18 protein-coding genes are annotated in these 19,366 nt (G+C 49.2%); 9 read left to right on the top strand and 9 right to left on the bottom strand.

Annotated elements, in window-relative coordinates:
* Positions 1–55: 55 nt before the first annotated feature.
* A complete protein-coding gene (locus tag ACVA58_RS23415) occupies positions 56–757 on the bottom strand; it encodes a YggS family pyridoxal phosphate-dependent enzyme (RefSeq protein ID WP_446512683.1) in 702 nt (233 codons plus the stop codon).
* Between the two features lie 23 nt (positions 758–780).
* Between ACVA58_RS23415 and ACVA58_RS23410 the strand changes: the two genes are divergently transcribed.
* On the top strand, positions 781–1,818 hold the full coding sequence (locus ACVA58_RS23410; protein ID WP_446512684.1) for a type IV pilus twitching motility protein PilT: 1,038 nt from the start codon (positions 781–783) through the stop codon (positions 1,816–1,818).
* 14 nt (positions 1,819–1,832) lie between these two features.
* Positions 1,833–2,939, top strand: a complete 1,107-nt coding sequence (locus ACVA58_RS23405; protein ID WP_446512685.1) for a PilT/PilU family type 4a pilus ATPase — start codon at positions 1,833–1,835, stop codon at positions 2,937–2,939.
* Positions 2,940–3,350: 411 nt separating this feature from the next.
* Here the strand turns inward: ACVA58_RS23405 and ruvX are convergent, their stop codons facing one another.
* From ruvX to rsmE, 4 genes are all read right to left on the bottom strand, one after another.
* Entirely contained in the window at positions 3,351–3,779 is a 429-nt protein-coding gene (gene ruvX, locus ACVA58_RS23400; protein WP_107349959.1) for a Holliday junction resolvase RuvX, read from the bottom strand.
* A complete protein-coding gene (locus tag ACVA58_RS23395) occupies positions 3,776–4,339 on the bottom strand; it encodes a YqgE/AlgH family protein (protein ID WP_446512686.1) in 564 nt (187 codons plus the stop codon). Before ACVA58_RS23395 ends, ruvX begins: the two co-directional genes overlap by 4 nt.
* A 146-nt stretch (positions 4,340–4,485) precedes the next feature.
* On the bottom strand, positions 4,486–5,433 hold the full coding sequence (gshB, locus tag ACVA58_RS23390) for a glutathione synthase (RefSeq protein WP_446512687.1): 948 nt from the start codon (positions 5,431–5,433) through the stop codon (positions 4,486–4,488).
* A 17-nt stretch (positions 5,434–5,450) separates the two neighbouring features.
* Positions 5,451–6,182 carry a 16S rRNA (uracil(1498)-N(3))-methyltransferase gene (gene rsmE / locus ACVA58_RS23385; protein WP_446512688.1) on the bottom strand — a complete coding sequence of 244 codons (732 nt, stop codon included), beginning with the start codon at positions 6,180–6,182 and terminating at the stop codon, positions 5,451–5,453.
* Positions 6,183–6,441: 259 nt separating this feature from the next.
* Here rsmE and ACVA58_RS23380 point away from each other — a divergent pair, with 259 nt between their 5' ends.
* A complete protein-coding gene (locus tag ACVA58_RS23380) occupies positions 6,442–7,740 on the top strand; it encodes a hypothetical protein (protein ID WP_446512689.1) in 1,299 nt (432 codons plus the stop codon).
* Between the two features lie 11 nt (positions 7,741–7,751).
* On the opposite strand, the gene ACVA58_RS23375 is transcribed toward ACVA58_RS23380, so the two are convergent.
* Both ACVA58_RS23375 and metK read right to left on the bottom strand, forming a co-directional pair.
* Positions 7,752–8,243 (bottom strand): SprT family zinc-dependent metalloprotease, encoded by a 492-nt coding sequence (locus ACVA58_RS23375; protein WP_446512690.1) that lies wholly within the window; start codon positions 8,241–8,243, stop codon positions 7,752–7,754.
* Positions 8,244–8,486: 243 nt separating this feature from the next.
* Complete coding sequence (metK, locus tag ACVA58_RS23370) at positions 8,487–9,641, bottom strand: methionine adenosyltransferase (protein ID WP_446512691.1); 1,155 nt, start codon at positions 9,639–9,641, stop codon at positions 8,487–8,489.
* A gap of 407 nt (positions 9,642–10,048) precedes the next feature.
* Between metK and tkt the strand changes: the two genes are divergently transcribed.
* From tkt to mscS, 5 genes are all read left to right on the top strand, one after another.
* Entirely contained in the window at positions 10,049–12,043 is a 1,995-nt protein-coding gene (gene tkt / locus ACVA58_RS23365; protein ID WP_446512692.1) for a transketolase, read from the top strand.
* A gap of 274 nt (positions 12,044–12,317) precedes the next feature.
* Positions 12,318–13,394 carry an erythrose-4-phosphate dehydrogenase gene (gene epd / locus ACVA58_RS23360; protein WP_446512693.1) on the top strand — a complete coding sequence of 359 codons (1,077 nt, stop codon included), beginning with the start codon at positions 12,318–12,320 and terminating at the stop codon, positions 13,392–13,394.
* Positions 13,395–13,473: 79 nt separating this feature from the next.
* Positions 13,474–14,637, top strand: coding sequence for a phosphoglycerate kinase (locus ACVA58_RS23355; RefSeq protein ID WP_446512694.1), 1,164 nt, complete (start codon positions 13,474–13,476; stop codon positions 14,635–14,637).
* 146 nt (positions 14,638–14,783) lie between these two features.
* Entirely contained in the window at positions 14,784–15,860 is a 1,077-nt protein-coding gene (gene fbaA, locus ACVA58_RS23350) for a class II fructose-bisphosphate aldolase (protein WP_446512695.1), read from the top strand.
* A 278-nt stretch (positions 15,861–16,138) separates the two neighbouring features.
* Positions 16,139–17,062 carry a small-conductance mechanosensitive channel MscS gene (gene mscS, locus ACVA58_RS23345; RefSeq protein WP_446512696.1) on the top strand — a complete coding sequence of 308 codons (924 nt, stop codon included), beginning with the start codon at positions 16,139–16,141 and terminating at the stop codon, positions 17,060–17,062.
* A gap of 41 nt (positions 17,063–17,103) precedes the next feature.
* Here the strand turns inward: mscS and ACVA58_RS23340 are convergent, their stop codons facing one another.
* Together ACVA58_RS23340 and ACVA58_RS23335 are read right to left on the bottom strand one after the other, a co-directional pair.
* On the bottom strand, positions 17,104–17,610 hold the full coding sequence (locus ACVA58_RS23340; protein ID WP_446512697.1) for a YbaK/EbsC family protein: 507 nt from the start codon (positions 17,608–17,610) through the stop codon (positions 17,104–17,106).
* Positions 17,600–18,232, bottom strand: a complete 633-nt coding sequence (locus ACVA58_RS23335; RefSeq protein ID WP_446512698.1) for a LysE/ArgO family amino acid transporter — start codon at positions 18,230–18,232, stop codon at positions 17,600–17,602. The genes ACVA58_RS23340 and ACVA58_RS23335 overlap by 11 nt, the downstream gene beginning before the upstream one ends.
* Before the next feature lie 177 nt (positions 18,233–18,409).
* Between ACVA58_RS23335 and ACVA58_RS23330 the strand changes: the two genes are divergently transcribed.
* Complete coding sequence (locus ACVA58_RS23330) at positions 18,410–19,306, top strand: LysR family transcriptional regulator ArgP (protein WP_446512699.1); 897 nt, start codon at positions 18,410–18,412, stop codon at positions 19,304–19,306.
* The last annotated feature ends 60 nt before the right edge of the window (positions 19,307–19,366 follow it).

The raw sequence follows: 19,366 nt of genomic DNA, 5'->3' as shown, positions 1-19,366 counted from the left end.
CTTCCTAGACGTTATAATTGTGTGGCTATTATATACCCAAGTTATTCTCGCTGAACTACGAATAATCACGGGCACCAAAAATAGCTGTGCCAATGCGGACGATGGTACTACCGGCGGCAACGGCGGCATCAAGATCGCCACTCATTCCCATCGACAGGGTGTCAAGCTGCGGGTGTTTGGCCTTGAGCTTGTCCATTGTCTCAGCCAGGCTGGAAAATGCGGCTAGCTGGCTGTCATAATCATCGGCTTTTTGCGGAATCGACATTAGGCCACGTAACACCAGGTTCGGCATGGCGGCGATTTCATCTGCCAGCGCCGCGACGTCATCAAAAGCCAGTCCCGACTTGGAGTCTTCACCGCTGGTGTTGACCTGAAGCAGGATATTGAGTGGCGGCATCTCTGCCGGGCGCTGTTCGCTGAGGCGGCGGGCGATCTTGGCACGGTCAACCGAATGGACCCAGTCGAAGTGCTCGGCAATCGGACGGGTCTTGTTGGACTGGATCGGGCCAATGAAGTGCCAGCTCAATGACGAAGCGAGACCTTGCTGGGCAAAGTACTGGACCTTCTCTACGCCTTCCTGAACATAGTTTTCGCCAAATGTCGCATGGCCAGCGGCAATCGCTTCCTCTATCGCGGCAATAGGTTTGGTTTTGCTAACTGCAAGCAGTTGCACTGATTCGGCATCTCTACCGCATTTTTCTGCTGCCAGGCCGATCTGGGTGATGACCTGTTCAATGTTTTGCTTGATACTATTCATAATTGATTCTGTGGGGAAAATTTATGGATATCACCGAACTACTGGACTTTAGTGTAAAGCATAACGCCTCTGATCTGCACCTTTCTGCTGGTGTTCCGCCGATGATCCGGGTTGACGGCGATGTGCGCAAGCTGAGTTTACCGGCTTTGGAGCATGCGGAAGTACATCGTTTGGTATTCGATATAATGAATGATGCCCAGCGCAGGGAGTTTGAAGAGCGGCTAGAAGTCGATTTCTCGTTTGAATTACCCGATGTTGGTCGCTTCCGTGTTAATGCATTCAAGCAAGCGAGGGGCAGTGCAGCGGTATTTAGAACGATACCGGTCAAGATCCCGACCCTGGAGTCACTGGGTGTGCCTGACGTGTTTTACCAGATCGCCCAACTCCCACGTGGATTGGTGCTGGTGACCGGGGCCACAGGTTCGGGTAAGTCGACCACTATTGCCGCGTTAGTGGATTACATTAACGAGAATTCAAACTGCCATATCCTAACCATTGAAGATCCGGTGGAATTCATCCACACCGGTAAACGTTGCCTGATCAACCAGCGTGAAGTACATCGCGATACCCACAGTTTCCATAATGCCCTGCGCTCCTCGCTACGTGAAGATCCCGATGTGATTGTGGTTGGTGAGCTCCGTGACCGCGAGACTATCAGCTTAGCCCTGACGGCGGCAGAAACCGGGCATTTGGTGCTGGGGACTTTGCATACCAGTTCGGCGGCAAAGACGGTTGATAGGATCATCGATGTATTCCCGGGCAATGATAAGGCAATGGTACGCTCCATGTTGTCGGAGTCGCTACGTGCGGTGGTATCACAGAACCTGCTCAAATGTACCAGTGGCGGGCGTATTGCCGCCCATGAGGTGATGATGGCGACACCGGCGATTCGCAACTTGATCCGGGAAGATAAGGTGGCGCAGATGTTCTCGATGATCCAGACCGGATCGGCTATGGGAATGAAGACTATGGATCAAAGTGTCAAGATGCTGGTTGCCCAGGGGCTGGTGGATGCCGAAGAAGGACGCCGGGTTGTTGATTCTGGCTTTTCGTCGTTTTAGTGGGGATAGATAGAATGACATTACAGCACGCACTTAACGAGATGATCAGCCGCAAGGCCTCGGATCTCTATATTACTGTCGATTCTCCTTGTTTACTCCGCATTGATGGCAATCTCCATCCCCTTGGCGATATGCTCGACCTTAAAGCCATCGAGCAAATGTTTGGCGAGGCGATGGACCGTGAGCAAGAGGCTGAATACCGTGCCAGTAAAGAGGCTAACTTTGCCTTGGTGAGGGGGGAGAATCGCTTCCGGGTTAGCGCTTTCTGGCAGCGGGAATTACCGGGGATGGTGATCCGCCGTATTGAAACGGAAATCCCGGAGTTTCACTCACTCAACCTACCTATGGATATGCAGAAGATGGCGCTGGCCAAGCGTGGCTTGGTATTGGTTGTTGGCGCGACTGGATCGGGCAAGTCAACGTCGATGGCAGCCATGACCGGCTATCGCAACAGCAACCGCAGTGGTCATATCCTGACGGTAGAAGATCCGATTGAATTCGTACACAAGCACAATAAGTGCATCATCACCCAGCGTGAAGTGGGGCTGGATACCGAAAGTTACGAAGTGGCCTTGAAAAACTCCCTGCGCCAGGCGCCGGATATGATCCTGATTGGTGAAATCCGTACTCCCGAAACCATGGAATATGCGATGAACTTTGCCGAGACCGGACATCTGTGTATGGCGACCCTACACGCCAACAATGCCAATCAGGCACTAGAGCGGATCTTGCATTTAGTGCCGAAAGAGCGGCGCGAGCAGTTCCTGTTCGATCTGTCTTTGAATCTTAAATGTATCTTGGCCCAGCAGTTGATCCCCGATGCGCATGGGATCGGTAGACATGGTGCTTTTGAGTTGTTGATCAATACCCCGAGGATCGCAGACTTGATCCGTCGCGGCGAGCTCCATGAGATCAAAGACACCATGGCCAAATCGAATGAATCGGGGATGATGACCTTCGATCAGTCGCTCTATGACCTTTACAGCACTGGCAAGATCACTGAGCAGGATGCCTTGCACCATGCCGATTCAGCCAACGACCTGCGCTTGATGATTAAAGTGGGAAGCAAGAGTCAGCGAAGTACGAATGCATTGTCTGGGGTCACCGTCGATATGGGCTGATCTTATTGATCGTAGCAATTAGTCTGTAGGTAACCAAAAGCATTGGGGGTGTTATGATCCTAATGCTTTTTTTGTTGATCGTATTTTATAAGCTATTGAAGTTAATGTTTTTTCGTTATGGTCAGGATCACGATGTACAGGTATCTGAGCTTTCGGATTCAAATAGCCCAAAAGCTGTACAGCCTGATCATCCCTTGAGCTTTCTGGGGTCAGTCAAATCCATTTTTCAAGATCTTGGTAAGCGATCGCTTTTTGGTGAAAAGAGAAGGGAAAGCTGTACGAATAAGGTGATAGGATCCGAGAACCAAAGACCTAGAATCAATAAAAAAGGGAAGATAATGGGTCTGAAAGGGGGAATGCGGTGAGAAGATAATCCCTAGGTTCTAGACGCTAGAACCCAGGATCTTATGGCTATCCGTACTGCTGCTCGAACCAGCTTTCGAGGATCACAACAGCTGATTGGGAGTCGATATTGCCTTTGCTGAGGTTGCGGTAGCCGCCGCGATCGAATAGATCGGAGCGGGCTTCAGCGGTGCTCAGGCGCTCGTCATGCAATTCAACCTGGCAACCGAATCGACCGTGCAGGCGGTTGGCAAACTTTTTGGCCCTTGGTGTGATGGCTTCCAACTCACCGCCTCGCATATCTAGCGGAAGGCCGACAACAACCAAGTCCGGTTGCCATTCTTTGATGATTTTTTCAATGTCGTCCCAATTAGGGATCCCATCTTTAGCCTTCAGAGCCCCTAGTGGGCTAGCGGTGCCTGTCAGCTCCTGGCCGATGGCGACACCAATGCTTTTCGTACCGTAATCAAAAGCGAGTACGCTGCGAGAATGACTCATGCATGTCCTTGTTCTGTGGATAGGTTAGTGGCATTGATACCCAACTGGGCAATGGCCTTGTTCCAACGTTCATTGATGGGGGTATTGAACACCACATCGGTATTGGCTTCCGTTGTCAGCCAGACATTTTCTATAAGCTCTTTTTCAAGCTGCCCTGAATCCCATCCTGCATAACCCAGAGCAACCAGAAAATTGTCTGGCGACTCACTGGTCCCGAGTAGTGAGAGGATGTCTTTGGAAGTGGTGATGGAAACATCATCGGTGACATCAATGCTTGAACTCAAACGACCAACCCGATTATGCAAAACAAAGCCGCGATCGGAGGATACTGGACCCCCGTTAAATACGGGCTGTTCAAGGCTGGCTGGATCCTTGACTGGCAATTCACGTTCAATCTCTATTTGATCAAGCATGTTGCCCACCGAAATTTCAATCGGCAGGTTGATGACGATACCCATTGCGCCTTCGTCGTTGTGCTCGCAAATGTAGACAACACTTCCTTTGAAATTTGGATCTTGCATGCTTGGCATGGCTAGCAGAAAGTGGTTAGTCAAGTTCATGGAAAGATACCTACTACCGAACGTATTACTTACAGTATGCCGACTAATTAACAGAATTGGTATTAAAGGGAGAGGAATTTAAATTTAATGCAGCCCACTCAATGCAGCCCTTGTCTTAATTGAGTGGGGCTGCGTTGAGTCGCCAATTACGCGTTGATGCGTCGCTCGATGGCATCCATCAGCTTGCCAGTGATAGAGATATCAAAAGCTGCTTCGATTTCACGGATACAAGTTGGGCTGGTGACGTTGATTTCTGTTAGCTTGTCGCCAATCACATCAAGGCCTACGAAGATCAAGCCTTTCTCCTTCAGTACCGGGGCGACGGTTTCAGCGATTTTGCGATCGGTCTCGCTGATAGGGCGCGCTTCACCACGACCGCCTGCGGCCAGATTGCCACGTGTTTCGCCTTTGGCCGGAATGCGAGCCAAACAGTATGGCATCGGTTCGCCATCGACCACCAAGATACGTTTGTCACCGTTGCTGATATCAGGTACGAAGGTCTGAGCCATGCAGTAATTTTGGCCCATATTGGTTAAGGTTTCGATGATCACCGAGACATTCGGATCGCCTTTCATTACGCGGAAGATAGACGAGCCACCCATCCCATCAAGTGGCTTGAGGATCACATCCCCGTGCTCCTGGTGGAAAGCTTTGATTTTGTCGGCACGGCGAGTAACGATGGTGGTTGGCGTCAGCTCAGGGAACCAGGCGGTAAACAGCTTTTCGTTACAGTCACGCAGGCTCTGTGGCTTATTGACGATCAGGGCGCCTTCATCTTCTGCACGCTCCAGAATGTAGGTCGCGTAAATGTATTCGGTGTCGAATGGCGGATCCTTACGCATCAATACCGCGTCAAGATCTGACAGCGCGATTTCTTGTTCACTGTGGAATTCAAACCAGCCGTTTGGATCTTCCTTCAGGCTAACGACACGGGTGCGGGCAATGGCTTTTCCTTGCTCCAGTGACAGGTCGTTCATTTCCATATAGTGGATTTCCCAGCCACGGCGCTGGGCTTCCAACATCATGGCAAAGCTGGAATCTTTTTTAATGTTGATAGACTCGATTGGGTCCATCACGATACCCAGTTTGATCATTGCTGTATTCCTCTTGGTTAGCCCAGATCGCCGAAGCGAACTTGTAATGCGGTGATCGCGGTCATTGCTGTCGTTTCGGTACGCAGCACACGCGGGCCTAACAATACTTCATCAAAGGTGTATTGCTCGGTCATTGAAATTTCGTCTGCGGATAAACCGCCTTCAGGACCGATAAGTAGTTTCACTTTGGTCACTGGCTCTGGCAGGGTGTTAATCGAGTAACTTGCACGAGGGTGCAGGTTCAGCTTCAAGCCGTCGTATTCTTCGGCACACCATTCTTCTAGCTTCATGATCGGGCGGATTTCCGGCACGGTGTTACGACCACATTGCTCGCACGCGCTGATGGCGATTTTTTGCCACTGCTGGAGTTTTTTCTCGAAACGTTCGGCGTTCAGTTTTACTCCGCAACGCTCTGAAATCAGTGGGGTGATGGTATTAACGCCCAGCTCGACGGATTTCTGGATGGTAAATTCCATTTTGTCACCACGAGAAACAACCTGGCCAAGATGAATATCCAGTGGTGATTCGACACTGTTTTCAACGCGCGCCTGGATTTCCACTTCCACACTCTTCTTGCTGGCATTGGTGATCACTGCCGGAAACTCAGCATTGCTGCCGTCAAACAGAAGGACTTCTTGGCCGGCTTGCATACGCATGACACGGCCTACGTGGTTGGCAGCGTCTTCGCTTAGCATAATGGTTCCAGAGCTTGGCAATAACTCCGGGTGGTAAATTCGTGGGATTCTCATGGCTATCTTGTAACCTGTTGGTTGTAGTCTGGCTGCATTATATCAACTCTGCTGCTGATTGCAGGCGCTTGGTCATCGAATGCAGGCTATAGGATAAAGAGATGGACGCGGTAAGGGAGAAAAACAAGGGTAAAAAGGAAATTAAACGAATCCTGGTGGAGTATTTATGTGTCGCACTTTTATGCTTTGGTTGTTGTGAGTTTGGCCTGTTTTTGTACCATATGTGCTTAGTTGCTTTATAAAAACAAGGAATGTTGCAATGGAAAAGAAGTTGATAGCCGTAGTGGTTACCGGCTTGCTGGTGCTTGTTGGGTGTGGCGGCGGAGGTGAAAAAGCGCAGGAGCGTTCTAACGTTAATGGTGATCCTGCCCTCGATAGTTTGCAGGCTTACCAGTCCAATAGCCTTTTCGCGTCAGCAGCTCTTGACTGCGTTCCCTTATACAAACAGCAGCGGTCTTGCCTAGTCAGTGATATTGCACCGCTAGGCTATGGCATTGAGGGTGATGTTACGGTCGATGACATTGCCGCCCGGCTGGTAGTATCGCATGCGTGGATGGGGAGTAACTTCATCGCGGCCCTGCGCGAGATGCCGCAGGATCTACTGAACTTATTCGGCTCTGTTAATGCTGTCGTGTTGAGCTATGAAATTCGCCCCTCTTTCTATCATTCCGGAACGGCCAGCATGTATATCGACCCGCGTTACCTCTGGCAGACAGAAACGCAGTGGCAGGATATCTATCAGCAGGATGACTTTCGTGATGCTTATCAATCACAGTTCAAATTTGTTGCCGCCAACCGTTATCTCGATCCCTATGGCCAATATGTGTTGACCAGCAATACTTATGATAGGGACGTTAATTACTTTCGGGATATAGATAAGATCACCAGAGGGTTATACCGCTTGCTGGCCCATGAATTGGCTCATGCCAATGACTATTTACCGCAGGATACATTGGCAGATTTGGATACCAACTTGACGGTTTGGCAGAATATTCAACGACGGATCCCGGTGAACAGTGATCTTAACCGGGAGCAGCCTCTAAGCTCGATTATGCTGCATGATTTGGCTCAGGCTTCTTTTCGCGGCGAAACTCCTACGCAGGCACAGACTCAGCTTGAAGCCGAAACCTTAGGGGCCGAGTTCGAGTTTGATGGCGCGGCTGATTATTATGCCTACTCCAGTCAGGCTGAAGATGTCGCGATGCTGTTTGAAGCTTATATGATGCACCAGCAATACCAGGCGATTTCGGATGTCGCCTTTCTTGTTGAGCCTGCAATGACAGACCCCTATTGTGATGATTACAAGATAGGCTGGGGGCAGCGTGACCGCTTGGCAGACAGTCATGTAAAATCGAGAGCGAAGCAAATCGCAGAGCGTATCTTGATGCGCGATCTCAGAGCGGAATTTAGCCGTATTGATGAGGCTGCTGAATTGCTGCCTTACGGCACTGGGTGGTGCGAGGCCCAGTCCCGATTTGTGTCGGGCAAGCCGATGGTGAAGAGCACGCAGCAGGCGCTGAGCACTGTCTTCTTCCGTGATGATTTCACCCGTGAGTAATCACCTCTTGTCTATTGAACCTGCTGCTGTAAGGCCAGTGTATGACCGCACTGGCGGCAGCGGTAATGGGCTTGCCCGCGCTGGACTTTATTGTGGCGGCGGACTGTCATTTGGTACTCATTGCACTGGCAGCGGTAACGAAAGGTCTGGCCCTGTACCGAACTGACATCAAAACTGTGGGTGGTGCGAGGGGTAACACCGAACACTTCTTGCATGATGATCTGCCACTCCTTGCCGTGTGGGCGGACCTTGCCAAACAGTTTGAATACCACTAAGTGGGCAACTTCGTGGGGTACGACTTCATTTAAAAAAGCATCTGGGTTTTCTTCGAGCAATACCGGATTGAAGCGAACTTCCCACCCTTGCAGCCGGGCACTACCGGCAATCTTACCGCGTTGGCTAAAGCGTACCTCTGGCATGGTTAAACGCTTGTTGAGGCGCTGGTTGGCTTGGGTGATACATTGCTTTACGCGTTCGGTAACTTGGTTTTGCAGGAGAGTCATGGCAACTTCAGGGCTTGCTGGTGGAAGGGGAGAGTATAAGAGGTCAGCGGGCCAGAGGCTAGAGGCACAAGGCCCTCGGAAAAGCGGGACCAAGGAAAACAATAGGTTTGATATGGCTCGGAGTTAATCCTTCTGAATAGCCAATAGCCAATAGCCAATAGCCAATAGCCAATAGCCAATAGCCAGATGCTAAAAAAGGAAGCCGAAGCTTCCCTTTTACAATCAGACTGTCGCTTACGCCGCTTACTTGATGTTAGCGAAGTCGCGTAGGATGTCTGCTTTGTCAGTTTTTTCCCATGGAAACTCTTCACGACCGAAGTGACCGTATGCCGCTGTTTTTTGATACATAGGCTTAAGTAGGTCAAGCATTTCGATCAGGCCGTATGGGCGCAGGTCGAAGTGCTGGCGTACGGCTTCAACGATGATGTCGTGAGACACTTTCTCGGTGCCGAATGTTTCGATCATGATAGATGTTGGATCTGCAACACCAATAGCGTAAGACAGCTGGATTTCACAACGGTCAGCCATGCCTGCAGCAATGATGTTCTTCGCTACATAACGTGCTGCGTATGCTGCCGAGCGGTCAACTTTCGATGGATCTTTACCAGAGAATGCACCACCACCGTGACGAGCTGCGCCGCCGTAGGTATCTACGATGATCTTACGACCCGTTAGACCACAGTCACCCATAGGGCCACCGATTACGAAACGGCCGGTTGGGTTGATGAAGTACTTGGTGTCTTTGTTTAGCCACTCTGAAGGTAGAACTGGCTTGATGATTTCTTCCATTACTGCTTCTTGCAGTACTGGTAGCTCAATGCTGTCGCAGTGCTGAGTCGAAAGTACGACTGCATCGATACCAACGATTTTTCCTTGGTCGTAGGCAAACGTTACCTGGCTTTTCGCATCAGGGCGAAGCCAAGGTAGGGCACCATTTTTTCGAACTTTTGCTTGGCGCTCTACTAGGCGGTGGGCGTAAGTCACAGGTGCAGGCATCAGTACTTCAGTTTCGTTTGTCGCGTAACCGAACATGATACCTTGGTCACCAGCGCCTAGCTCGCGTGGGTCTTCACGGTCAACACCTTGGTTGATGTCCGGAGACTGCTTACCAATGGCACTTAGGATGGCACAAGAGTTGGCATCGAAACCCATTTCTGAGTTTACATAACCGATTTCACGTACAGTTTCACGAGTGATTTCTTCGATATCAACCCATGCTGAAGTAGTGATTTCACCACCAACCATCACCATACCGGTTTTTACGTAAGTCTCACACGCAACACGTGCTTTCGGATCTTGCTCCAAGATCGCATCCAATACTGCATCTGAAATCTGATCTGCAATTTTGTCTGGATGGCCTTCTGATACTGATTCAGAAGTAAACAGGTGCTTCGCCATGAGCGCTCCCATAAAAATATGTTAATTGAAAAAACTCGAGCTCTATATGCTTATGATATCAATCACGCAGTTGCGTACGGATATACGTTTGTATGTATAGAGCTACCTCCGTCTAGACGGCCATAATACCTTTTGCTGGTTAAAAATCAACTTGCAACGAGTAGGGATATTTTTGTTAAAAGAAAGCAAACGTTTCCCCTGTAACGCTTTTATTACAGTCAGTTGCCTAGAATGCGGATGTGATACGGCTACCATGACCTTGATATAGAACTTATTTTTCTCAGGAAATCGTTTGCAGTCATAGCCCAGTCTTTGCGACAATACCCGCCCGCCGAACTGCGGTTAACCTGAATCATTAATGGTAAGGGTAGCCGAATACTCAACGTCTACGAATTTCTGGAGCAGACATGTCTTCTCGTAAAGATCTTGCTAATGCAATCCGTGCCCTAAGCATGGACGGTGTTCAACAAGCTAACTCTGGCCACCCTGGTGCACCTATGGGTATGGCTGATATCGCTGAAGTACTGTGGCGTGGCCACATGAACCACAACCCACAAAACCCTGAGTGGGCTGATCGCGACCGTTTTATCTTGTCAAACGGCCATGGTTCAATGCTGATTTATTCTCTGCTTCACCTGACTGGTTACGATCTGTCTATCGACGATCTGAAAAATTTCCGCCAGCTGCATTCAAAAACACCGGGTCACCCTGAGTACGGTTATGCTCCGGGTATTGAAACGACCACGGGTCCTCTTGGCCAAGGCATCACCAATGGTGTGGGTATGGCAATGGCAGAAAAAGCCCTTGCTGCTCAGTTCAACCGTGACGGCCACGACATCGTTGACCACAACACTTACGTGTTCATGGGCGACGGTTGTTTGATGGAAGGTATCTCTCACGAAGCGTGTTCTCTTGCTGGCACATTGGGCCTAGGCAAGCTGGTTGCTTTCTGGGATGACAACGGCATCTCAATCGACGGTGAAGTTGAAGGTTGGTTCTCTGACGATACACCTAAGCGTTTCGAAGCATACGGCTGGCATGTGATCCCAGCTGTTGACGGCCACGACGCTGACGCGATCAACGCTGCGATTGAAGCGGCAAAAGCGGACCCACGTCCGACTCTTATCTGTACCAAGACGATTATCGGCTTCGGTTCACCGAACAAAGCGGGTACGCATGACTGTCACGGTGCACCGCTTGGCGCAGAAGAAATTGCCGCGACGAAAGCTGCACTTGGCTGGGAGCATGGTCCATTTGAGATCCCTGCAAACATTGCCGCTGAGTGGGATGCTAAAGAAGCAGGCGCAGCGAAAGAAGCGGCTTGGAACGACAAGTTCGCCGCTTATGAAGCGGCTCACCCTGAGCTTGCTGCAGAGTACAAGCGCCGTGTGAATGGCGATCTACCTGCACAGTGGGAAGAGAAAGCGAACGCAATCATCGCTGATCTGCAAGCTAACCCTGCCAACATCGCATCACGTAAAGCCTCTCAAAACGCGCTTGAAGCGTTTGGTCAGATGCTACCTGAGTTCATGGGCGGCTCTGCTGACCTTGCGCCTTCTAACCTGACTATGTGGTCTGGTTCTAAGTCGCTAGAAGCAAATGACTTCTCTGGTAACTACATTCACTACGGTGTACGTGAATTCGGCATGACCGCAATCATGAACGGTATTGCACTACACGGTGGTTTCGTACCATACGGTGCAACTTTCCTAATGTTCATGGAGTACGCGCGTAACGCAATGCGTATGGCGGCACTGATGAAAGTGCAGAACATTCAGGTTTACACGCACGACTCTATCGGTCTGGGTGAAGATGGTCCGACTCACCAGCCGGTTGAGCAAATTGCCTCTCTACGCCTGACGCCGAACATGAGCACATGGCGTCCATGTGATCAGGTTGAATCTGCAGTAGCTTGGAAACTGGCTATCGAGCGTAAAGACGGTCCAACATCGCTGATCTTCTCGCGTCAGAACCTGGCACAGCAAGAGCGTACAGATGTACAGGTTGCTGACATCGCCAAGGGTGGTTACATCCTGAAAGATTGTGAAGGCAAGCCGGAGCTTATCCTTATCGCAACCGGTTCTGAAGTTGAGCTAGCGGTTGAAGCTGCAGCCCAGCTGACAGCTGAAGGTAAGAACGTACGCGTAGTGTCGATGCCATCTACAGACTTGTTCGACAAGCAAGATGCGGCTTACCGTGAAGCAGTATTGCCATCTGACGTAACGGCACGTGTTGCTGTTGAAGCGGGTATTGCTGACTTCTGGTACAAGTATGTTGGCTTTGGTGGCAAGATCATCGGTATGACGACATTCGGTGAATCTGCACCTGCAGGTGAGCTATTCAAGATGTTCGGCTTCACTACCGAGAACGTGGTTAACACGGCGAAAGAAGTGTTGGCATAAGCTTGATTAGAATTAAGTCGCTGAGTGCTGTTCATGTAGCGATTTATTTTGAAGGCTAAAAAAAAGACCCCGAACAGGGGTCTTTTTTTATATGAAATGAGATCTTTGTCACGCTGAGGGTTATTGGTAATGACCAGCTGAATTGCAAGGTTTTGATACTAAGCTTCTGAAATTAAAGATTATGAATGGTATGGGTGACTCTGCTCACATTTATGGTGATTATCAGAGATGCTTGTTATACACTAACGCGGCTTATTAATTTTGTAGCACGGATATGACACTAAAAGTCGCAATTAATGGATTTGGCCGTATTGGTCGCAGTGTGCTTCGGGCACTGTACGAAAGCGGTAAAGATCATCACATCAAAGTCGTGGCGGTCAACGAACTGGCTGAGCCTGAAGGTATGGCTCATTTGCTCCAGTATGACACTAGCCATGGACGCTTTTTTAAGCCTGTCAGTCATGACCAGGAGCACCTTTTTATTGCTCATGGGAACGGCGAGAAAGACAGTATCCGTATTCTTCACCAAAACGAAATCCACTTGCTGCCCTGGAAGGATCTAGACGTCGACATTGTCTTGGATTGCACCGGTATCTTTGGCAGTCGCGCCGACGGCGAAGCCCATATCAAAGCGGGCGCCAAAAAAGTGTTGTTTTCCCATCCTGCTGCAAATGATATCGACAATACCATTATCTATGGTGTGAACCACGACTCGCTCAAGCCTGAGCACAATATTGTCTCCAATGGCTCTTGCACCACCAACTGTATTGTCCCTGTTATTAAAGTGTTGGATGACGCCTTCGGCATTGAATCCGGTACTATTACTACTATCCACTCGGCGATGAATGACCAGCAGGTCATCGATGCTTACCACAGCGATTTACGCCGTACTCGAGCTGCCAGCCAGTCAATTATTCCTGTTGATACTAAACTTCATCTGGGTATTGGTCGTATCTTTCCGAAATTTTCTGACAAATTTGAAGCGATCTCTGTGCGCGTACCGACAATTAACGTTACCGCAATGGATTTGAGTGTCACTGTAAAAACAAATGTGAAAGTTAATGACGTAAATCAATCACTGGCCGAGGCATCTCGTTGTACATTAGATGGCATAGTGGATTACACCGAAGTGCCGCTTGTCTCGGTAGACTTCAATCACGATCCCCATAGCGCGATTGTCGACGGTACTCAGACCCGAGTAAGTAACCAGCATCTGATTAAACTGTTGGTCTGGTGTGATAATGAATGGGGATTTGCCAATCGGATGCTAGACACCGCCTTGGCAATGAACGCGACCGAAACCACCCAAGTGGTTATTGAGGAAAGTTCAGCGGTTTGCGATAAGCAATAAAGAATTATTAGGGCCTAGCAGTGACGCTGGGCCGACAAAAACTTTGATTTTAAATTAATTAATGTTGAGAGGACAAACCATGTCTGTAATCAAGATGACTGATCTGGAACTTGCGGGTAAACGCGTATTCATCCGTGCTGACCTAAACGTTCCTGTGAAAGACGGTAAAGTAACTTCTGATGCGCGTATCCTTGCATCGCTTCCAACTATCAAGCAGTGCCTAGAAGCTGGCGCTAAAGTAATGGTTACTTCTCACCTGGGTCGTCCAACTGAAGGCGAGTACGCGGAAGAGTTCTCTCTACAGCCTGTTGTTAACTACCTAAACGACGCACTTGACTGCGACGTTAAACTAGCAAAAGACTACCTGAACGGCCTTGAGCTGAACGCAGGTGAGCTAGTTGTTCTTGAAAATGTTCGCTTTAACAAAGGCGAGAAGAAGAACGAAGAAGCACTTTCTAAGCAGTACGCTGCTCTTTGTGACATCTTCGTAATGGACGCATTCGGTACTGCTCACCGTGCGCAAGCATCTACACACGGTGTAGGTACTCACGCGCCAGTAGCATGTGCAGGTCCTCTTCTAGCGGCTGAGCTAGAAGCACTAGGCAAAGCAATGGACAATCCAGAGCGTCCGCTAGTGGCTATCGTTGGTGGTTCTAAAGTTTCTACTAAGCTAACTGTACTTGAGTCGCTATCTAAAATTGCTGACCAACTTGTTGTTGGTGGTGGTATCGCGAACACATTCATCGCAGCTGAAGGCCATAACGTAGGTAAGTCTCTATACGAAGCTGACCTAGTTGAAACTGCTCAGAAACTAATGAAAGAATGTGCTATCCCAGTAGCAACTGACGTTGCATGTGCAAAAGCATTCGACGAAAACGCCGAAGCTGAAATCAAGCACGTTTCTGAAGTTCAAGACGACGACATGATCTTCGACCTTGGCCCAGATTCTACAGCTGCTCTTGCTGAAATCATCGGCAACGCAAAAACTATCCTTTGGAACGGCCCTGTAGGCGTATTCGAATTCAAGAACTTCGAAGCGGGTACAGCTGGTATTTCTAAAGCAATCGCTGAATCTGCAGGTTTCTCTGTAGCCGGTGGTGGTGACACGCTAGCAGCTATCGACAAGTTCGGTATCAAAGCTGACGTTTCTTACATCTCTACAGGTGGCGGTGCATTCCTTGAGTTCGTTGAAGGTAAAGTACTTCCTGCTGTTGCTATGCTAGAAGAGCGTGCAAAAGCTTAAGTAATTTGAGGGCGGGAGTTCCGGCAAAGCACTTCCGCACTAATCGTTTGTGAATAATGTCATGTTTTTGTAGAATATGGGCGCTTCGCAAACGATTGCACAGTTTTTTGTTTATATAAGACAACAAGGCAAATAGGACTATTGTTATGTCTAAGATCTTCGATTTTGTAAAACCTGGTGTTATTTCTGGCGACGACGTACAGAAAGTTTTTGAAATTGCTAAAGAGCACAAGTTCGCACTTCCAGCGGTTAACGTTGTTAACACTGACTCTGTAAACGCTGTTCTAGAAGCTGCTGCAAAAGTTAAAGCACCAGTTGTTGTTCAGTTCTCTAACGGCGGTGCTGCATTCTTCGCTGGTAAAGGCCTGAAGCTAGAAGGTCAAGAAGCACAGATTAAAGGTGCTGTTGCTGGTGCTAAATACGTACACGCTGTAGCTGAAGCTTACGGTGTGCCAGTAATTCTTCACACTGACCATGCTGCTAAGAAACTTCTTCCATGGATCGACGGTCTACTAGACGCGGGTGAAGAATTCTTCGCACAAACTGGTAAGCCTCTATTCTCTTCTCACATGATTGACCTTTCTGAAGAGTCTCTAGAAGAGAACATCGAGATCTCTGGTAAGTACCTAGAGCGTATGGCTAAGATGGGTATGACACTAGAAATCGAACTAGGTTGTACTGGTGGTGAAGAAGACGGCGTTGATAACTCTGATATGGACGCATCTGAGCTGTACACTTCTCCTGAAGACGTAGCTTACGCATACGAGAAACTAGTTGCTATCAGCCCTCGTTTCACTATCGCTGCTTCTTTCGGTAACGTACACGGTGTTTACCAAGCGGGTAACGTTGTTCTTACTCCAACTATCCTACGTGACTCTCAGGCATACTGTGCAGAGAAGTTCGGCATTGCTGGTAACGCACTAAACTTCGTATTCCACGGTGGTTCTGGTTCTTCTGAAGCAGAAATCCAAGAGTCTATCGGTTACGGTGTTATCAAAATGAACATCGATACTGATACTCAGTGGGCTAACTGGGATGGCGTTCGTCAATACGAAGCTGCAAACCGTGACTTCCTACAAGGCCAGATTGGTAACCCAACTGGTGAAGCTGCGCCAAACAAGAAGTACTACGATCCACGCGTATGGCTACGTGCTGGTCAGTCTTCAATGGTTGCTCGCCTAGAGAAAGCATTCTCTGACCTTAACGCTATCGACGTACTTTAATTTTACGTCCTGCGCTAAGTTAAGAAAAAACCCGCTTCGGCGGGTTTTTTTGTGCCTGTCATTCACGCTTGCTTGCCTGCAAATTTTTGTTGGTGTTTTTTTAGTCTCCGGAGTATTATCTTGCCGCGAAAAAAGGCTGTTATTCTGGCCTATTCATAGAAAATCACTGTTATAGTGATGATTGCATAAGTAATTTACATAATTAAGCCTATGATTATTTGTGCTCCCGCTGCTATTTTTTGTGGGAAAGGAAATAATATTTGCAGGAAGAGAAAGGTATGAGTGAGAGTAGTGTTACAGATACCGTAACGGATACCGTCACAGATGTTGCGGATACGGTAGTGGATACCATCAAAGATAATGATCTGACCAATGGCGTACTCAGTGCTGGCACTTGGGTCGCTGACAATCAGGAATTACTGATCCAGTACGGGGTGAATATCCTGTCTGCGTTGTTGATCCTGTTTATTGGTAATATCATCACCAAGAGTATTGCTAATGGCGTGGCAAAAATGCTGCGCAGAAAAGATATGGACGAGGCGGTTGTTGAATTCCTTCAATCGCTCGTACGCTATCTGTTGTTTGTGATTGTACTGATTGCTGCTTTGGGCCGTGTCGGTGTACAGACGGCATCTGTCGTTGCTGTGATCGGTGCCGCTGGTTTAGCCGTTGGCTTGGCCTTGCAGGGCTCGCTGTCAAACTTTGCTGCCGGTGTACTTATCGTAGCTTTCCGTCCGTTTAAGTCGGGGGATTTTGTTGAGATTGGTGGGGTATCTGGGTCGGTTGAATCGATCCAAGTGTTCTCTACCATCTTGAAAACCCCAGACAATAAAATGGTGGTAGTACCGAATGCGGGGGTCATTGGTGGCCCAATCACCAACTATTCACGCCATAACACCCGTCGAATCGACTTGGTGATAGGTGTTTCTTACGATGCTGATCTCAAACATACCAAAGCGGTGCTGACTCGGGTGATAGAAGCCGATGCGCGTATCTTGAAAGATCCTGAGCCAACGGTTGGTGTATTGGCACTGGCTGATTCCTCAGTTAATTTCGCGGTACGCCCTTGGGTGAATACGGCTGATTACTGGGCGGTATACTTCGATTTGATGCAGGCTATCAAAGAAGAACTGGATAAAGAAAACATCGGGATCCCGTATCCGCAGATGGATGTCCACCTCAACAAGGCCCTTGAGCAGTAATATCGATACCAATAAAAAATGGAGCCGTAAGGCTCCATTTTTTATCCGATCTTAGCGGTCGGCAATGGGATCACTGTATTGGGCAGTGCCGCCAGCAGTTTGTCGAGATCGCGGCTGGCAAAAGCAAAGGTTAGCTCCGGTTTACCCGGGGTAAACATCAGTTCATCATGCTGGTAAAGAATCGGATCTATCAAGAGTGAGATCTCTTCTGGCAGGCCGAACGGACAGACTGCGCCGGGTACACAGCCTATCACCTCAGCCATTTCTTCATGACTGCACACTGACACTTTCTTTCCCAGTACCTGCTTGACCAGTTTGCTGTCGAGCCGGCTGTCGCGGTGAGTCAGCAACAAGCTGTGGCCACCGCCCTTGAGGCGCATGAACAGACTCTTGGTCGGAGCGGCTGTCCAGCCAAGCTCGTTAGCAATCTTCTCATCGGTCTCATAATCCAAAATGGCTTCATGCTGCCATTGTTGGTAGCTGACACTGGTTTGCCCAAACAAGGCCAGATTACTCAGGTAAATTTGTTCTAACTTCTCAAACTGCATATTGGCTCCATAATCCCTGTACCAGATGGCTGGCGATGAAGAACATCATAGCGGCAACGGCGAGGTCGATTCCGCGTTTTACTTTGGGTTTTGACAATGTCGGCCCTAATTTAGCGGCACCCAGCGATAGCGTATAGAACCAGGCAAATGATGCCAAGATGGTACCGATGGCAAAGGCTACTCGGTCATTGCCTTCAAATTGGCCGCCGATAGAGCCCAGAATGACCACTGTGTCGAGGTACATGTGTGGGTTAAGCACGGTGACAGCCAGTGCTCCGAGGATCACTGCACGGCGGCCGCGGGCCAACACCGCTTTGCTCTGCTCTTGTTCGGAAGGCTTGCGCAGGGCACTACTTAATGACAGGCAGCCATAAAAGGTCAGGAACAAGATCCCGCCGACAGTAACACTGGCCAGCAAGGTTTCATTGCTGGATAGCAAAGCACCGCCGCCGAAGATACCTAAGCTGATAAACAAGGTATCAAGCACGCTGCAGACGGTGGCCGTAGTGAGATGGTGGTTACGCTTGATCCCTTGGTTGAGGACAAAGGCGTTCTGTGCTCCGATTGGAATAATCATCGATGCGCCGAGTCCAAATCCTTGTAATAACGCCCAAATGCTCATTTTACTGCTTACCTTATTTATTAATATTTCGGTTTCTCCCTGTATCTGGGAGGCCGGGTTGAAAGTGTTGGCGCAAGCATACTCCTGCCGCTATTGTTAAGTACAACTAATAAGATTTATGTAATATTAGACTTTCTAATAAGCGTGCGATGCAGATACAAAGCAGGTGAAAAAAAGATGCGAGGACTGGATTATCGATGGATTGAAGCGCTTGATGCGGTGATATCCCAACGGGGATTTGAGCGGGCAGCAGAGTACTTATGTATTACCCAATCGGCGGTGTCACAGCGGATCAAGCAGTTGGAAAAGTTGATGGCCCAACCCATGCTGGTCAGAGAGCAGCCGCCACGGCCAACGGCGGCTGGACAGAAAATGCTGGGGCTTTATCGCCGGGTGCGCCTGCTCGAGCAAGAGCTGTTACCCGAGCTGACACCGGATGACAGCAGTCAGCCATTGTCGGTGTCTATCGCGACCAACGCCGACAGTCTGGCCACTTGGCTGCTGCCGGCACTGAGCCCTTTGTTACGCTCAAGGCGGATTGAGCTCAACCTGATGATCGAAGACGAATCCCGAACACTGGATAAACTGCGCGGTGGCGAGGTGGTTGGGGCGATCAGTATGGAATCTACCCCGATGCCGGGATGTGTGGCTGATTATCTTGGCAGGGTGGATTTTCTCTGTGTGGCCAGCCCGTCTTTTGCCAATAAGTATTTTGCCCAAGGGGTAAACCGTGACACCTTGCTGGCTGCACCCGGTGTTGCATTCGATTATCACGATGATATGCACGAGCGATTTATCCATCAGCATTTCAATCTGCCTTTTGGCAGCGTTATGAAGCACACGGTACGCTCGTCGGAGGCCTTTGTCAGGATGGCGGTGGAAGGCATTGCCTATTGTCTTATTCCTCGGATCCAAATCCAGCAGGAGCTTGATGTTGGTACATTGGTTAACCTGACTCCGGATATTTTCCTGACCCGCAGAATGTACTGGCATCACTGGGCATTGGAGAGTGGGGTATTGTCTGACTTATCTGAGCAGATGACCCAGTACGCCGCGAAGGTTTTGCCGCAATAAAATATAAAACAATGTACAAAAAGATTCTAAAGAAGGGAATCTTTTGTCTCTGACCGTTGT

Source organism: Photobacterium sp. DNB22_13_2, assembly GCF_052873915.1.
Note: the sequence above shows the minus strand (reverse complement) of the source record. Positions and strands in the feature narration are given on the sequence as shown.

Excerpts from the sequence above, each read along its gene's own strand:
- mscS (WP_446512696.1), top strand. The coding sequence starts at position 16,139 with ATGAGTGAGAGTAGTGTTACAGATACCGTAACGGATACCGTCACAGAT.
- ACVA58_RS23375 (WP_446512690.1), bottom strand. The coding sequence starts at position 8,243 with ATGACTCTCCTGCAAAACCAAGTTACCGAACGCGTAAAGCAATGTATC.
- ruvX (WP_107349959.1), bottom strand. The coding sequence starts at position 3,779 with ATGAGTCATTCTCGCAGCGTACTCGCTTTTGATTACGGTACGAAAAGC.
- epd (WP_446512693.1), top strand. The coding sequence starts at position 12,318 with ATGACACTAAAAGTCGCAATTAATGGATTTGGCCGTATTGGTCGCAGT.
- ACVA58_RS23335 (WP_446512698.1), bottom strand. The coding sequence starts at position 18,232 with ATGAGCATTTGGGCGTTATTACAAGGATTTGGACTCGGCGCATCGATG.
- ACVA58_RS23340 (WP_446512697.1), bottom strand. The coding sequence starts at position 17,610 with ATGCAGTTTGAGAAGTTAGAACAAATTTACCTGAGTAATCTGGCCTTG.
- tkt (WP_446512692.1), top strand. The coding sequence starts at position 10,049 with ATGTCTTCTCGTAAAGATCTTGCTAATGCAATCCGTGCCCTAAGCATG.
- fbaA (WP_446512695.1), top strand. The coding sequence starts at position 14,784 with ATGTCTAAGATCTTCGATTTTGTAAAACCTGGTGTTATTTCTGGCGAC.
- ACVA58_RS23415 (WP_446512683.1), bottom strand. The coding sequence starts at position 757 with ATGAATAGTATCAAGCAAAACATTGAACAGGTCATCACCCAGATCGGC.
- ACVA58_RS23355 (WP_446512694.1), top strand. The coding sequence starts at position 13,474 with ATGTCTGTAATCAAGATGACTGATCTGGAACTTGCGGGTAAACGCGTA.
- ACVA58_RS23380 (WP_446512689.1), top strand. The coding sequence starts at position 6,442 with ATGGAAAAGAAGTTGATAGCCGTAGTGGTTACCGGCTTGCTGGTGCTT.
- gshB (WP_446512687.1), bottom strand. The coding sequence starts at position 5,433 with ATGATCAAACTGGGTATCGTGATGGACCCAATCGAGTCTATCAACATT.
- rsmE (WP_446512688.1), bottom strand. The coding sequence starts at position 6,182 with ATGAGAATCCCACGAATTTACCACCCGGAGTTATTGCCAAGCTCTGGA.
- ACVA58_RS23395 (WP_446512686.1), bottom strand. The coding sequence starts at position 4,339 with ATGAACTTGACTAACCACTTTCTGCTAGCCATGCCAAGCATGCAAGAT.
- metK (WP_446512691.1), bottom strand. The coding sequence starts at position 9,641 with ATGGCGAAGCACCTGTTTACTTCTGAATCAGTATCAGAAGGCCATCCA.
- ACVA58_RS23330 (WP_446512699.1), top strand. The coding sequence starts at position 18,410 with ATGCGAGGACTGGATTATCGATGGATTGAAGCGCTTGATGCGGTGATA.
- ACVA58_RS23405 (WP_446512685.1), top strand. The coding sequence starts at position 1,833 with ATGACATTACAGCACGCACTTAACGAGATGATCAGCCGCAAGGCCTCG.
- ACVA58_RS23410 (WP_446512684.1), top strand. The coding sequence starts at position 781 with ATGGATATCACCGAACTACTGGACTTTAGTGTAAAGCATAACGCCTCT.